Source organism: Paenibacillus sp. FSL P4-0081 (genome assembly GCF_000758565.1).
Classification (GTDB): domain Bacteria; phylum Bacillota; class Bacilli; order Paenibacillales; family Paenibacillaceae; genus Paenibacillus_AQ; species Paenibacillus_AQ phytohabitans.
This window is the reverse complement of the sequence record NZ_CP009280.1, coordinates 7,957,531-7,970,607: the sequence shown is the minus strand read 5'-3', so window position 1 is coordinate 7,970,607 and position 13,077 is coordinate 7,957,531. Positions and strand designations below refer to the sequence as shown.

At 55.1% G+C, this 13,077-nt stretch carries 10 protein-coding genes; all 10 read left to right on the top strand.

Going from position 1 to position 13,077, the window contains the following annotated elements; translation table 11 throughout:
- Positions 1-66: 66 nt before the first annotated feature.
- Positions 67-462: a Fur family transcriptional regulator gene (locus tag P40081_RS34005; protein WP_039305505.1), complete on the top strand. Its 396-nt coding sequence runs from the start codon at positions 67-69 to the stop codon at positions 460-462.
- A gap of 203 nt (positions 463-665) precedes the next feature.
- Positions 666-2,720 (top strand): methyl-accepting chemotaxis protein, encoded by a 2,055-nt coding sequence (locus P40081_RS34000; RefSeq protein WP_052422141.1) that lies wholly within the window; start codon positions 666-668, stop codon positions 2,718-2,720.
- A gap of 91 nt (positions 2,721-2,811) precedes the next feature.
- On the top strand, positions 2,812-3,624 hold the full coding sequence (locus P40081_RS33995) for a uroporphyrinogen-III synthase (protein WP_042140291.1): 813 nt from the start codon (positions 2,812-2,814) through the stop codon (positions 3,622-3,624).
- A gap of 200 nt (positions 3,625-3,824) precedes the next feature.
- A complete protein-coding gene (locus P40081_RS33990) occupies positions 3,825-4,457 on the top strand; it encodes a ThuA domain-containing protein (RefSeq protein WP_042140290.1) in 633 nt (210 codons plus the stop codon).
- Positions 4,458-4,615: 158 nt separating this feature from the next.
- Positions 4,616-4,972 carry a phasin family protein gene (locus P40081_RS33985; RefSeq protein ID WP_039305489.1) on the top strand — a complete coding sequence of 119 codons (357 nt, stop codon included), beginning with the start codon at positions 4,616-4,618 and terminating at the stop codon, positions 4,970-4,972.
- Positions 4,973-6,643: an ABC1 kinase family protein gene (locus P40081_RS33980; RefSeq protein WP_042140289.1), complete on the top strand. Its 1,671-nt coding sequence runs from the start codon at positions 4,973-4,975 to the stop codon at positions 6,641-6,643.
- Positions 6,644-7,068: 425 nt separating this feature from the next.
- Positions 7,069-8,991, top strand: a complete 1,923-nt coding sequence (locus P40081_RS38075) for a DEAD/DEAH box helicase (RefSeq protein WP_081970327.1) — start codon at positions 7,069-7,071, stop codon at positions 8,989-8,991.
- Positions 8,992-9,191: 200 nt separating this feature from the next.
- Complete coding sequence (locus P40081_RS33970) at positions 9,192-10,151, top strand: M15 family metallopeptidase (RefSeq protein WP_042140288.1); 960 nt, start codon at positions 9,192-9,194, stop codon at positions 10,149-10,151.
- A gap of 941 nt (positions 10,152-11,092) precedes the next feature.
- Positions 11,093-11,431, top strand: a complete 339-nt coding sequence (locus P40081_RS33965) for a DUF3243 domain-containing protein (protein WP_042140287.1) — start codon at positions 11,093-11,095, stop codon at positions 11,429-11,431.
- A gap of 229 nt (positions 11,432-11,660) precedes the next feature.
- On the top strand, positions 11,661-12,686 hold the full coding sequence (locus P40081_RS33960; protein ID WP_042140286.1) for an LLM class flavin-dependent oxidoreductase: 1,026 nt from the start codon (positions 11,661-11,663) through the stop codon (positions 12,684-12,686).
- The last annotated feature ends 391 nt before the right edge of the window (positions 12,687-13,077 follow it).

Genomic DNA, 13,077 nt, shown 5'->3' with positions numbered 1-13,077 from the left:
CCCGGATTGACGCTTCCGGCACTAGGACTTATACTTGATCTAAAAACAAGTTAGAGGATGATAAAGATGAGAACGCTGAACTTAACCTCTCAACGTCAGGCCGTGTATGATATCGTCCGTAATTCCCATGACCATCCTACTGCTGCAGAAGTAATGAACCGTCTTGTAGAGCAGGGGCATAACCTGGCCTATGGGACTGTCTATAATTCGCTGCGGTATCTTTCGGATAAACAAATGATCCGTGAACTGAAGCTCGGAGAGGCGGCCAGCAGATATGATGCCCGTCTGGACGACCATCAGCATATTATCTGTGAAATCTGCGGCGCAGTGGATGAAGTGATGAGTCAGGTTCCGCAGGCGTGGATTGATACGGTAGCGGAGGATACGGGTTATTCCATTACCCATACACATGTTGTATTTGGAGGCGTATGTCCAGCCTGCCGGAATAAGAATTCGCACTAGAAAAAAGAATAAATATAACAAAAGACCGTTTTCATAAAAACGGTTTTTTGCTGTGTATATATGAAAATTATTAAGCAACATAGGAGAATTATAATGAATTCCCGGAGAAAAGAGGATTTCCAGGGGCGATATTTAATTATATATTGAGGCTGCAGATTTATCGTGCTTAAGACCCATAAAGAAAGAGAGAGTGAGCCCATCATATGAATAAAAAGGCGCGTCTGACCATCCGCACGAAGCTAATTCTTACATATTTGCTTGTTTTGCTTGTACCCAGCATCATTATAGGCTGGCAGACCTATCAATCGGCCAGCAGTAAAGTTGGGGAGCAGCTCACCCAAAATGCCACGGAAAGTGTAGTGGCGGTTAACGAAATTATCGATGCAAACATTCAATCCAAAATTGATGATATTAACTACTTCGCTGCGCAGCTCACGGCGGATTCTATTAACAATGAAGCGGCGGGGGCGGGGGCGCCTGCACTGGAGGCCAGACTTAAGGAGTATGCCAAACTGCATTCCGATGTGCTTGATATTTATGCCGGAACCAGTAAAGGCAAGGGCATCCGTGCGGCTGATATCCAGCTGCCGGACGGCTATGACCCGCGCAAGGAGAACGCTTATATCAATGCGCTTAAGCATGGCAGCGGGATTGTGATCTCACCGGTATTCCAGACGGTAAATAATGAGTCGGCTATTGCCATTTCAGCAGTGCTGGAAGGCGGGAACGGGGTAGTGGGTCTGGATCTGAACCTGTCTTCGCTGGCCGATCTGACAGATATCAAGGTAGGCGAGGAAGGTTATATTCTGATTATCGACAGCAGCAAGAAATTCCTGGTTCACCCGACCGAAGCTATTGGCGAGGAGTCCTCACTTGATTTCGTGAAGCAAATGTTCGAAAGTGAGAGCGGCAGCTTCGATTATGACTATAAGGATTCCTCCAAGAAGATGACCTTCATGGTGAATGAGCTGACGGGCTGGAGAATCGGGGGGACCATCAGCAAGAATGAGATTACCCGTGCGACAAGTGATATCCGGGAGACGGTATTAATTGTAATCTCTGTTTCTGTATTGCTGGCGCTGGTGCTTATCTACTTCAATGTCTCGTCGATCCTGAAGCCGCTGATGCGGCTGCGCAGAGCGACAGAGCTAATCGCCGGGGGCGACCTGTCACAGGATATCGGGGACTTCCGCAGAGATGAGATTGGCCTGCTGGCTGAGAATTTCCGCCTGATGGTCGGCAATCTGCGGCAGATGATTACCGGTGTACAGGAGATGACCGACAATGTCTCCTCATCCGCCGAGGAACTGACAGCGGGGGCTGAGCAGACTACCAAAGCGATAGAGCATGTTACGATAGCGATCCAGGAGGTAGCTGCCGGAACAGAGCGCCAGGTTAACAGTGTCAATAAAGGAATGATAAGTACGGCTGCCACTACAAGCGAGGTAGAGCATATTTCCGGATTCATGGAGCAGGTATCGGCGATGATGGACAAGACCTCGCTCTCCGCTTCAGAGGGGAATGAATCTGTAATCAGCGTAGTCGATAAGATCAACGGGATTCATGAAACGGTAGAGGAGCTGGGCGGGGTCATTGATAAGCTTAATGAGCGGACCGGACAGATCCAGGGGATTGTCGGTGTAATTACCGGGATCTCGCGGCAGACCAATCTGCTGGCGCTGAATGCTTCCATTGAAGCGGCCAGAGCAGGCGAGCAGGGCCGCGGTTTCGCGGTTGTCGCCTCAGAGGTGCGCAAGCTGGCTGAAGAATCAGAGAAGTCGGCAAGAATGATCTCCGAACAGATTACTTCCATTAATGCGGAGATGATCCAGGCTACAGCTACCATGGAGTATGCGAAGAACCGGGTATCCGAAGGTATTATGGCGGTCGATACGACCGGACGCTCCTTCTCACGGATCCGCAGGGCGGTTAAAGGGGCGGCGGAGAAGATTGAAGCGATGAATGGGGCAGTGCATACGCTGACGGCAGAAGCGGATAGTATGGAGAAGGCCATCGGAGAGATCCGAGGGATCACCCAGGAGGCGGCAGGCAATACCGAAACCATCTCTGCTGCTGCCCAGCAGCAGCTGGCATCGGTGGAAGAGATCGCTTCTTCCTCGGCAGATCTGAGCCATCTTGCCGATGAACTGCAGCGGCTGGTCGGCAAATTCAAATTATATCCGGGAAATCAGGCTCCGGGTGCAGCGGATACCGTCCGGCAGAGTAGCGGTAGTTCCGGAGACCAGCGGAATTCCTGAAGCAGAAAGTGCGCGGCGGTCTTCCCTTTTACCTCCTTTTGCAAGTATACTGATAAGCAATAATATGGGGTGACGAAGGAGAGAAGCATTCATGGCAGAGCAATTGAAGGGCATTACCATTGCCCTGGCGGGTCCGCGCAAGGCGGAAGAAATGGCCAAGCTGATACAGAATATGGGTGGGACAGCGCTGCACCGTCCGGCCCAGGGGACTTCATTTCTGGATGATGCTGCACTGCGTGACGGGCTGACGGCCTGGACAGACCAGCCGCCGGACCTGGCAGTTCTGACGACCGGAATGGGACTCGACGCATTATTCGAGATGGCCGCGAAGCTGGAGCTTGCGGACCGCTTCCTGGAAGTTCTCTTCGCTTCACCTATTGCTGCGCGCGGCTATAAGACAGTCAATGCCTTGAAGAAGCGGGGGCTGGAGCCCGTGGTGCGCGACGATGACGGCAGCACCAAAGGGCTGATCCGCGGTTTGCAGGATTGGGATTTGCAGGGCAAGCGGGTCAGACTGCAGCTGCACGGAGAGTCTGCCCCGCATCTGGTCCAGTGGCTGGAGCAGGCGGGAGCAGAGGTCAGCTGGGTGCAGCCGTACCGGTACACGCAGCCGGAGCCGGGAGCGCTGGCTCTGCTGCTGGCGGATATTACAGAAGGCCGGGTGAACGCGGTAGCCTTCACAAGTGCTCCGCAATTCCGTTTCCTGGCGCAGTATGCGCGGGAGCAGGGCAGGCTGGAAGAACTCGTTCAGGCTTTGGAGGATAAAGTGCTGGCTGTATCTGTCGGCCGGCTTACCTCCGAAGCCCTCAAGGAAGAGGGCGTGAAACGGATCATTATGCCGGAGCATGAACGGATGGGCAGCATGTTCGTAGAGCTGGGCCGCTATATCGCGGCTTCCCGGTAACCGGTAGCACCAGCCGGGCTGCACAGGCACCCATAGCAGGAATTCCCGTCCGGTACAGGACGGGAATTCTTTTTGGACAACCCGGATTAGCGTTTTCTTACTATAAAAGCAGCCGATTCGATGGACATCCGGGGCTGTTTTACTTAGAATAATAGGCAACGTTCCACCACAAAGATAAAGAAATAAGGAGGAGGAGACCCATGGATAAGAGAAAATGCCTGTTACTTGGCGATTATACCCACCCGCGGTTTCACCCGCTGCAAGGCGTAGACAAGCAGGTCAGCGAGATTCTGAATGATCTTCTGACCGTACAGTGCTCGGAGAATAAAAAGCTGCTGTTAAGCGAGCATTTGGCAGGATATGATCTCTGCATTGCATATAACGAATTATGGAACGAAACCGTATCTCCCCAGCAGACGGCGGGTTTGCTGAGTTATGTAAGCGGGGGCGGCGGCCTGATTGTCCTGCATACCGGTGTTTCGCTGGCGAAGCGGTATGAGCTGGCACATCTGATCGGCGGCAGATTCACCGGACATCCTCCCTATGCACCGCTGAATTTCAAGGTGCGGGAACATGATATTACCGAAGGCATTGAGGATTTCCAGCTCGATGAAGAGCCGTACCGTTTCGAATTCGACCCCTTCACCGATAAGAAGATTCTGCTTGAATATGAAGCGGACGGGGAAATGCTGCCTGCGGCCTGGTGCCACAGCTACGGTCAGGGACGGGTTGTCTATCTGATGCCCGGCCATCATGAGCCGTCGTTCCGTCATCCGGCAGTCCGCCAGCTGATTCTGGGCGCAGCCACTTGGGCGGCACGGATTCCCAGATAAACCCGGACTTTTGTGAAAGACAGTATATATTTTGGGGTCCCCGCAAAGTACCTGAGTAATCATCGAAGATTTGGCCCCACTTTGTGGGGTTATTTTGTGAATTGGCCCGCTAAGGGGTATACTCTAACCATAACTGGAATCTTTGGGAGGGAAGTACCATGAGTGATTTGTTCAAGAAAGCAATCTCTTTAGGAGTGGGCCTCACCATTGTCAGCAAGGAAAAGGTTGAAAAGGTCGTAGATGAACTCGTCAAGCGGGGCGAGCTTGCGCCATCGGAATCCAAGGCACTGGTTGACCGGCTGGTGGAGCGCGGTGAAGAAGAACGCGGTACCTTCAAAGCAGCTGTACATGAGCAGGTTCAGAAGGTGCTGAAGGAGCTCAAGGTGCCTGTTCAAGGAGACATTGCCGGACTGGAATCGCGCATTGCTGTGCTTGAACGCCGCGTGGCCGAGCTGGAGGGCAATACGGCTCCCCGCACCCAGGAGGATGTCGTGCCGGAAACGCATACGGAATAAATGGCAGTCCGCATAAGACATGCCGGCCGTTACCGGGCAATAGCCATGGCGCTGATGCGTCATGGCTTCGGCTATATGGTGGAGGAACTGGGCCTCTATCATCTCCTGTCCCTTCCGCGCCGGATTATTACGCAGGAGGTTCACGAAAGCGTAACACTCGGGGAGCGGATCCGCCGGGTGCTGGAGGATCTGGGGCCAACGTTTGTCAAATTGGGCCAGCTCGCCAGTACACGTTCCGATCTGCTGCCGGATTCAATTATACAGGAGCTTATTAAGCTGCAGGACAATGTGCCGCCGTTCTCGGCCGAGACGGCCCGCAATATTATCGAGCAGGAACTCGATCAGCATATGGACGCGGTCTTTGAGTACTTCGAGAACAACCCGCTTGCTGCGGCTTCCATCGGTCAGGTGCACCGGGCGGTGCTGCACGGCGGCCAGAGTGTAGCGGTCAAGATTCAGCGTCCCGGCGTCATGCGGACCATGAGTCGGGATCTTGAGATTCTGCTGGATCTAAGCGTCCTGGCTGAGCGGAAGATGGACTGGGCCAAGCAATACGGATTAACCCGGATGGTCGAGGAGTTCTCCCGCGCCCTGATGGCCGAGCTTGATTATGCCCAGGAAGGGCGCAATGCCGAACGTATAGCCGGGCATCTGACTGCCCAGGATAATGTATATATACCGGCCATCTATTGGGATTTCAGCTCGACACGGGTGCTGACGATGGAATACGTGGACGGAATTACGCTGAACCGCAGGGATGAGCTGCTGAACAAGGGCGTCAAGCTCAAGACTATTGCCCAGCAGCTTGTAGAGATGATGCTGAACCAGATTTTCATCCATGGCTTCTTTCATGCCGATCCGCATCCGGGCAATGTCATGGTGCTGGAGGACGGCAAGCTGGCTCTGATTGATTTCGGGATGGTCGGTCGGCTGAGCGAGGAAATGAAGGACGGGCTGTCCGCACTCGTGATCGCACTGATGCGCAAGAACACCGATTCGATGGTACGGGCCATTCTGCGGCTGGGTGTGATTCCGGAGGATGCCGACCGGATGGCGCTGCATGATGATATGGACCGGCTGCGGGAGCAGTATTATGATATCCCGTTCAAGCAGGTCAGCATCGGCAAGGCGCTGAATGATCTGTTCGGCATTGCCCGCAAGCACCGGCTGGTTATTCCGCCGGATCTCGCGATGCTGGGCAAGACGATGCTGACGCTGGAGGGCATGGTCGCCAGCCTCGACCCGGCCTTCAGCATAGTGCAGATGGCCGAGCCGTTCGGCAGGCAGCTGGTGAAGCAGCGCTTCAGCGGAAGCCGGCTGCAGCGCAAGCTGCTCGGCGGAGTAGCCGATCTTGCCGAGAGTCTGGTGGAGCTTCCTGCCCAGGCCCGGCAACTCTCCGCACTGCTCAGCAAGGGGAAGCTCAAGGTGGAGATTGGGGTACCTGAGCTCCAGAATCTGGAGCACAAGTTCAGCCGGGTCGGCAACCGGCTCTCCTTCAGTATCGTACTGCTGGCCTTCAGCATTATTATGGCCGGTCTGATTGTTGCTTCCTCTCTGCGCGGTGAGCCTTCGCTGCTCTGGGATTTCCCCATCGTGGAGATCGGCTCCGTCATCGCTATGCTGATGATTATATGGCTGCTGTTCTCGATATTCAAATCAGGAAGATTCTAGCGGGATAAGTCCCGGGAAATAATTATTCTTCCGCAGATGCACACAAGCGGCGCGAAATCAAGTACAATATATAAAGATAACTTGCCCAAAATTAAAGTGTAATGGAACGCAAATGGAGTGCCGTCTGAATGTCCGGTGGATCGCTGCTGCCCCAGAAACCGAACTTCGACTGCAGCCTTGCGGGCCAGTGGAACGGAAGGGCTCCGGCAACGGGGTTCTTCCGCTTTTGTTTGATACGGATACCTGAGAGCGATATCTGGACTGGCTGTCCTGGCACAGCACACTATGCAGGACGGTGCAGCCGTTGCCGCCTGATAACGGGCTTATGCCGCAGGCCAAGCCTTGTGAATGCGTACATTACTCCGATAAATGGATGAATATAAGTTATGAAGTGAAAACTTAGGGAAAATAGTGAGGTGGAGCAATTGCCGGGTTTTAAAGAATTAGGAGTTTCAGAAGTACTAAACGATCTGCTCAAGGGGCAGGGAATCGTGAAGCCGACGCCGGTGCAGGAAGAGGCGATTCCGCCGCTGGTAGAGGGTCTCGATGTTATCGCCCGTGCCAAGACGGGAACAGGGAAGACACTGGCTTTCCTGCTGCCGATTATGGACAAAATCCGGGTAGAGGCGGCTTATCCGCAGGCGCTTATTCTCGCGCCGACGCGTGAACTTGCGCTGCAGATTACCGAAGAAGCGCGCAAGCTGGCGCGCCATACGGGAGTGAAGATTCTGGCAGTCTATGGCGGACAGGATGTGGAGAAACAGCTCCGCAAGCTGGAAGGCGGCAGACATCTGATTATCGGAACGCCGGGACGGCTGCTGGATCACCTGCGCCGGGAGACGCTGGACTTAGGCGGCGTGAAGATGCTGGTGCTGGATGAAGCGGACCAGATGCTGCACATGGGCTTCCTGGAAGATGTAGAGACGATCATTACGGCTGTGCCTTACCGCCGCCAGACGATGCTGTTCTCTGCAACAATGCCGGACCCGATCAAACGACTGGCTGCGAATTATATGAAAGAACCGCTTGATATCATTATCAAAAGCGGCTCCCCGATTCCGCTGGACAATATCCGCCAGCAGGTGGTGGAATGCTCTGACCGCAATAAGGAAGAAGCGCTGATCTCCCTGATCGAGCGGGACCGCCCGTACCTGGCGATCATCTTCTGCCGGACCAAACGCCGGGCCATCAAGCTGAACGAAGCGCTGCAGGCAGCCGGGTATGACTGCGATGAATTACACGGCGACTTGTCGCAGGGCAAACGCGAAGCGGTCATGAAGCGGTTCCGCGATGCCAAGCTGCAGCTGCTGGTTGCTACGGATGTGGCAGCCCGCGGGCTTGATGTGGAGGGCATTACCCACATCTTCAACTACGATCTTCCGCTGGATGCGGACAGCTATATTCACCGGATCGGCCGCACGGGCCGCGCCGGAGGCAAAGGCCTTGCGATCACGTTCTCTTCGCCGCGTGAGCGCGCCGGGCTCGAACTGATCGAGCACGGCATCTCCCAGCGGCTGGACCGCCGCCGGTACGAGAAGGATGAATTCGGCGTTGGCGAATTCACCTCTGTGCAAGGCGGCGGCTCGCCGCGCGGCGGGCGGCAGAGCGCAGCGCCTGAAGCGGCGCGTGCTGGACGCGGCGGCCGCGGGCAGGGCCGCAGCGGCGGTGCTCCGCGCGCGGAAGCCGCAGGCGCAGGGCGTCCGGGCGGACGCGGACGCGGCGGCAAGGAAGCAGGCGGCTGGGGTGCGCCTGCGGAAGGCGGAAGCCGCAGCCGTAAGGACGCGGCAGGCGGTGGCGGCAAGCGCAGCGCGTACAGCGCGGCTGCGGCTCCGCGGGGCGGCGACTCCGCCGGCAAGAGCGCGGCGAAGCCAAGACCGGGCGGCGGCTATGGCGCCTTCGCCAGCGGCGGCGACAGCAGCCCGGCTCCGGGTTATGCGGCTGGAGCGAATGCCGCAGGCGGACGCGGCGGCAATAAGGGCGGCGGCGCCAGAAGCGGCGGCCCGAGCAGCGGCTACAGCACCAATGTGTCCAGAGGCGCGGATGCCGGCGGATTCAGCTATGGTGCTTCGAAGGGCGCCGGCTCCGGTGCCGGGTACAACCCGGGCGGCGCGAAGTCGAGCCCGAAATTCCGGGCGCATGTAGCCCGAAGCAATGAAGGCGGCGGCTCAGGCGCGCCCGCTACCAAAGGCGGCGGCTCACGCGGCGGTTATAGCGCCGGCGGCGGCTCCAAGGGCGGCAAAGGCGGCTTCAGCTCGGGCGGACGCAGCAGCGGCGGAACCTCATCGCGCGGCGGACGCAGTGGCGGCTCCGGCGGCGGTTCACGCGGCGGACGCGGCTCATCCAGATAAAGGCGCTTTACATTCATAAGTGAAACTTGTTACCATAGGGCAGTTAGCGTATCGGCTAATTGTTCTATGGTAATATTTGTGTTAGGGGCTGCTGTGCATTTATCATCCCGGACTGAAACATTTCGGCCCTTCAGCCTGTCTAATAATGTAACTAAGCTTTTAGAAAGAATACAGAACTTCTAGGAGGAACGAAACCGCATATGTCCAGAACCACCAAGATTGTCATCTTGTTCATCGTTGTCATTGCTGTCGGCTGGGGAATCGGGAAGTATACTAGCCCTTCCGCTTCCCGGGAAGACGGAACAAATATAAATACAGGTACCGATCTCGGGGCCGGGCCGGGTACGGCGCCGGAGACTTCGGCACTGCCAAGCGCAGAGCCGGACGGCCAGGAGCAGGGCTCCGGCAACAATACGGGGACTGAGCCTACACCGGCTGTAACAGAGGCGCCTGCGGATTCAACGAGCGGGGAGAATAATGCGGCCGGGACTCCGGAACCAACGGACAAGCCTGCCCCTACGGATAAGCCCGCAGCTACGGATTCCGGCAGTAATGGTGATGCAGAGATGGTTGCCGCCGAACCGGAGAGCATCGCAGTTATGGTTAATAAGCAGTACAGACTGCCTGATAAATATAAGCCGGCCGATCTGGTCTACCCTGATGTGCCTTTTATATTCTCGGAGAAGATCGAGAAGCGGATGCTGCGGCGTGAAGCTGCCACGGCGCTGGAGGAGATGTTTGCCGGAGCGAAGAAGGACGGTATTTATCTGGCTGGTGTATCCGGCTACCGTTCGGAAGCGACCCAGAGAAGGCTGTTCAATAACTATGTAGCCCGGGACGGCGAAGAGAAAGCCCGTACCTACAGTGCGTTGCCCGGACACAGCGAGCATCAGACGGGTCTGGCGATTGATCTGTCCGGCAGTGACGGCAAATGTGCGGCCGAAAGCTGCTTTGCCGGTACGAAGGAAGCAGAATGGCTTGCGGATCATGCCGCTGAGTACGGATATATTATCCGGTTCCTCGAAGGCAAGCAGGCGATCACCGGATATATTTATGAGCCTTGGCATGTCCGGTATGTAGGCAAGGAGATCGCCGCGTCCGTATCGGAGAGAGGAATTACCCTCGAAGAATATTATGATGCCGTTCCGGTGTCGAATTAATGTGAAATCGATGTACAGCCGGCCCCGTGGTTCACGGGGTCTTTTGTGAATAGTTGGACCTCCGGGCGTCTGCTGTTGCCGTAGTTGCCACATTTACGTATTTGAGTATTTGCAGTATTTGCAGTATTTTCCGTGGTAATCGTTGGAATTCCTCGATTCATCAGCTATTTGTGGCAGAAACAGAGTAGCTTTATACAAACTTTTATACAAAATCCTGCCCAAAATACAACATTTCCCTCATTCTATCGGCGCAAATCCAGAAATGTTGTATAAAAGGCAGAATTTCACTGTGTTCAAGCGGCTTAGCAGAATTATTCTTGTATTTTCTACAACAATCCTCTCGAACACCCTGCTATCAAGGAATCAAAGTTGCAGAACGTACAACATTTACACCTACAGTGCTTCCTAAGATTCTCCATTCTGCCGGCAACGAATCAAGTTTATGGAATTGATGTATTCATCCAGTCCCACACAGCGGCTGAATGGTAGTTTGTAGGGTTGTTACTGTATTGCGTGCGGTTTATTCTTGTAGGGTTGTTGCTAAATTGCGGTTTATATAGTTGAATGGCTGAGCCTGACGTAAGCGGACTGAGAAGCGCTTATTTCTCCGTTAATCATCATATTGGCGCCGAAGCGGACTGAGATTCCGTTATCTTATGTATTTTTGCCTGAAATGAGGATCTGCGGACATATAAGGGATTGTGAGTCCGCTTGATCTGCAAATACGGCCGTTCTTCCCGAATAAGGGATTCTCAGTCCGCGTCACTGACAGCCCGGGCCATGAGAGTGCTGACAGGTTTCTGTCTGCGCAGGAAAGCGGTTGTGCCCACGGAATGAAGATCAATCATCCTCTATCCTTCGGCGGGCTTCGTTTGGTTCACCCGCGGGACCTCTGGTTAATTAGTGGGAAACCGCACACTAATAAATGGGAGGTGTTCTGTATGTCTGAACATAATCATGTGGTGAGCAAGGACGGAAGTGTGACGATGCACCGGGTGAACGATGCGCTGGACCGGATTGAGCCGGGGCAGAAGGAATTGATCCTGAATAATTTCGAGGATTTCAAAAGCTACTTGGGAAAGCGCATCCAACTGGCGCAGAAAATCGGGCTCAGCGATGAGCAGCTGGCTGTGGCTGCCGAGAAAATCGCCGATTATCTGGCGGCGTACGAAGAGCCCCGCAACAGTGAGGAGAAGCTGCTGCTGGAACTGTGGAAGGCCGGAAACAAAGAAGAGCGCCACCGGCTGGCGCATATGCTGGTGAAGATGGTACAGCATTAAGAAGCAGCAGACAACGGGTGCCGCCTTGAAGAGGCCAGTGCCCGTTGTTTCTGCATCTGCTGCCCCTCCTTCTGCCTTGTATCTGCCTATGGTCGGCAATGCAGACGGATGCTCAGATTGACTGATTCCGGGGATATATCCGGTGATATACCCGGTGATATAATGGACTGGACCAATATAGATGTTCCCGCCGAAGTTGAAAATTCAAACCCATTGGAGCTGCTCCTATATGAAATTAAGCATTCTGGATCAATCGCCGGTGTCTGAAGGGAGCACGCCTGCGGAGGCACTGGCCCAGACAGTATTGCTGGCCCGCGAAGCTGAGCGACTCGGGTATCACCGCTTCTGGGTTGCAGAGCATCACGCGGCGCCCGGACTGGCCGGCTCCAGTCCGGAGGTGCTGATGGCTCATCTGGCTGCAGTAACTTCGGAGATCCGCATCGGCTCAGGAGCTGTGCTGCTCCCGCATTACAGTGCTTACAAGGTCGCTGAGAACTTCCGCGTCCTGGAGGCCTTGTATCCCGGGCGGATCGATCTGGGTGTGGGCAGAGCAGCAGGCGGCGGTGCGCTGTCCGCCAGGGCGCTGCAGGATAACCGTGTGAATCCTGAGGATATAGACCGTTATGAGCAGCAGCTTAAGGAACTTATTGCTTATCTGCATGATGAGACTGGGGCTGCGGAACCTCCGCACCGCTATGCCGGACTGCAGGCTACACCTGCCGTGAGTACAGCGCCGGAAATCTGGCTGCTGGGTTCAAGCAGTGCCAGTGCGGCGCTCTCGGCCCGGCTGGGGACCGGGTATGCCTTCGCGCGGTTTATCAACGGGAACGGGGGAGCGGAAGCGGTGCGGGAGTATGCGGATAGCTTCGCCCCATCCCGTGCTGCTGCAACGCCACAATCGCTGGTGGCAGTTTTTGCCGTCTGTGCCGGGACCTCTGAGGAAGCGGACCGCCTGGCCGCCAGCATGGATCTGTCGCTGGTGCTGCTGGAGAAAGAGCATCTCTCCACCGCCACTCCTTCTGTAGAAACTGCTATGAATTATACATATACACCTTATGACAGGTTCTCCATTAAGGATAACCGTAAGCGGATGGTCGTAGGATCGCCGATTGAAGTCAGAGAGCAATTGCAGGCGCTGGCGGAAGAATATCGATGCGGGGAGCTGATGATTTCATCACATATTCACAGCTTTGAGGATAAGCTGACATCTCTCCGGCTTATTGCTGAAGCCTGCGGGCTGACGCGAAGAGGGTAGCTTTCCAGGGCCCGTTGAGAAATGAAGATGAAGGGCATAAAAGTACCTGAATCCGCCCAAAGTGGGCTGGCTGCGAACCTAAACGAGCCCACTGTATGCGAAAAACCGATTATAATGTGTCACTGAGAAGGTAGACGAGCCCACTGTATGCGAAAAAACGAGTACAATGTGTCACTGCGGAGGCTAACGAGCCCACTGTATGCGAAAAACCGAGTACAATGTGTCACAGCGGAGGCTAACGAGCCCAACGTATGCGAAAAACCGAGTACAATGTGTCACTGCGGGGGCAAACGAGCCCAATGTATGCGAAAAACCGAGTACAATGTGTCACAGCGGAGGCTAACGAGCCCAACGTATGCGAAAAACCGAGTACAATGTAGCCCCAAATGGG

Excerpts from the sequence above, each read along its gene's own strand:
- P40081_RS33985 (WP_039305489.1), top strand. The coding sequence starts at position 4,616 with ATGAGTGATTTGTTCAAGAAAGCAATCTCTTTAGGAGTGGGCCTCACC.
- P40081_RS33960 (WP_042140286.1), top strand. The coding sequence starts at position 11,661 with ATGAAATTAAGCATTCTGGATCAATCGCCGGTGTCTGAAGGGAGCACG.
- P40081_RS33970 (WP_042140288.1), top strand. The coding sequence starts at position 9,192 with ATGTCCAGAACCACCAAGATTGTCATCTTGTTCATCGTTGTCATTGCT.
- P40081_RS33990 (WP_042140290.1), top strand. The coding sequence starts at position 3,825 with ATGGATAAGAGAAAATGCCTGTTACTTGGCGATTATACCCACCCGCGG.
- P40081_RS33965 (WP_042140287.1), top strand. The coding sequence starts at position 11,093 with ATGTCTGAACATAATCATGTGGTGAGCAAGGACGGAAGTGTGACGATG.
- P40081_RS34000 (WP_052422141.1), top strand. The coding sequence starts at position 666 with ATGAATAAAAAGGCGCGTCTGACCATCCGCACGAAGCTAATTCTTACA.
- P40081_RS33980 (WP_042140289.1), top strand. The coding sequence starts at position 4,973 with ATGGCAGTCCGCATAAGACATGCCGGCCGTTACCGGGCAATAGCCATG.
- P40081_RS34005 (WP_039305505.1), top strand. The coding sequence starts at position 67 with ATGAGAACGCTGAACTTAACCTCTCAACGTCAGGCCGTGTATGATATC.
- P40081_RS33995 (WP_042140291.1), top strand. The coding sequence starts at position 2,812 with ATGGCAGAGCAATTGAAGGGCATTACCATTGCCCTGGCGGGTCCGCGC.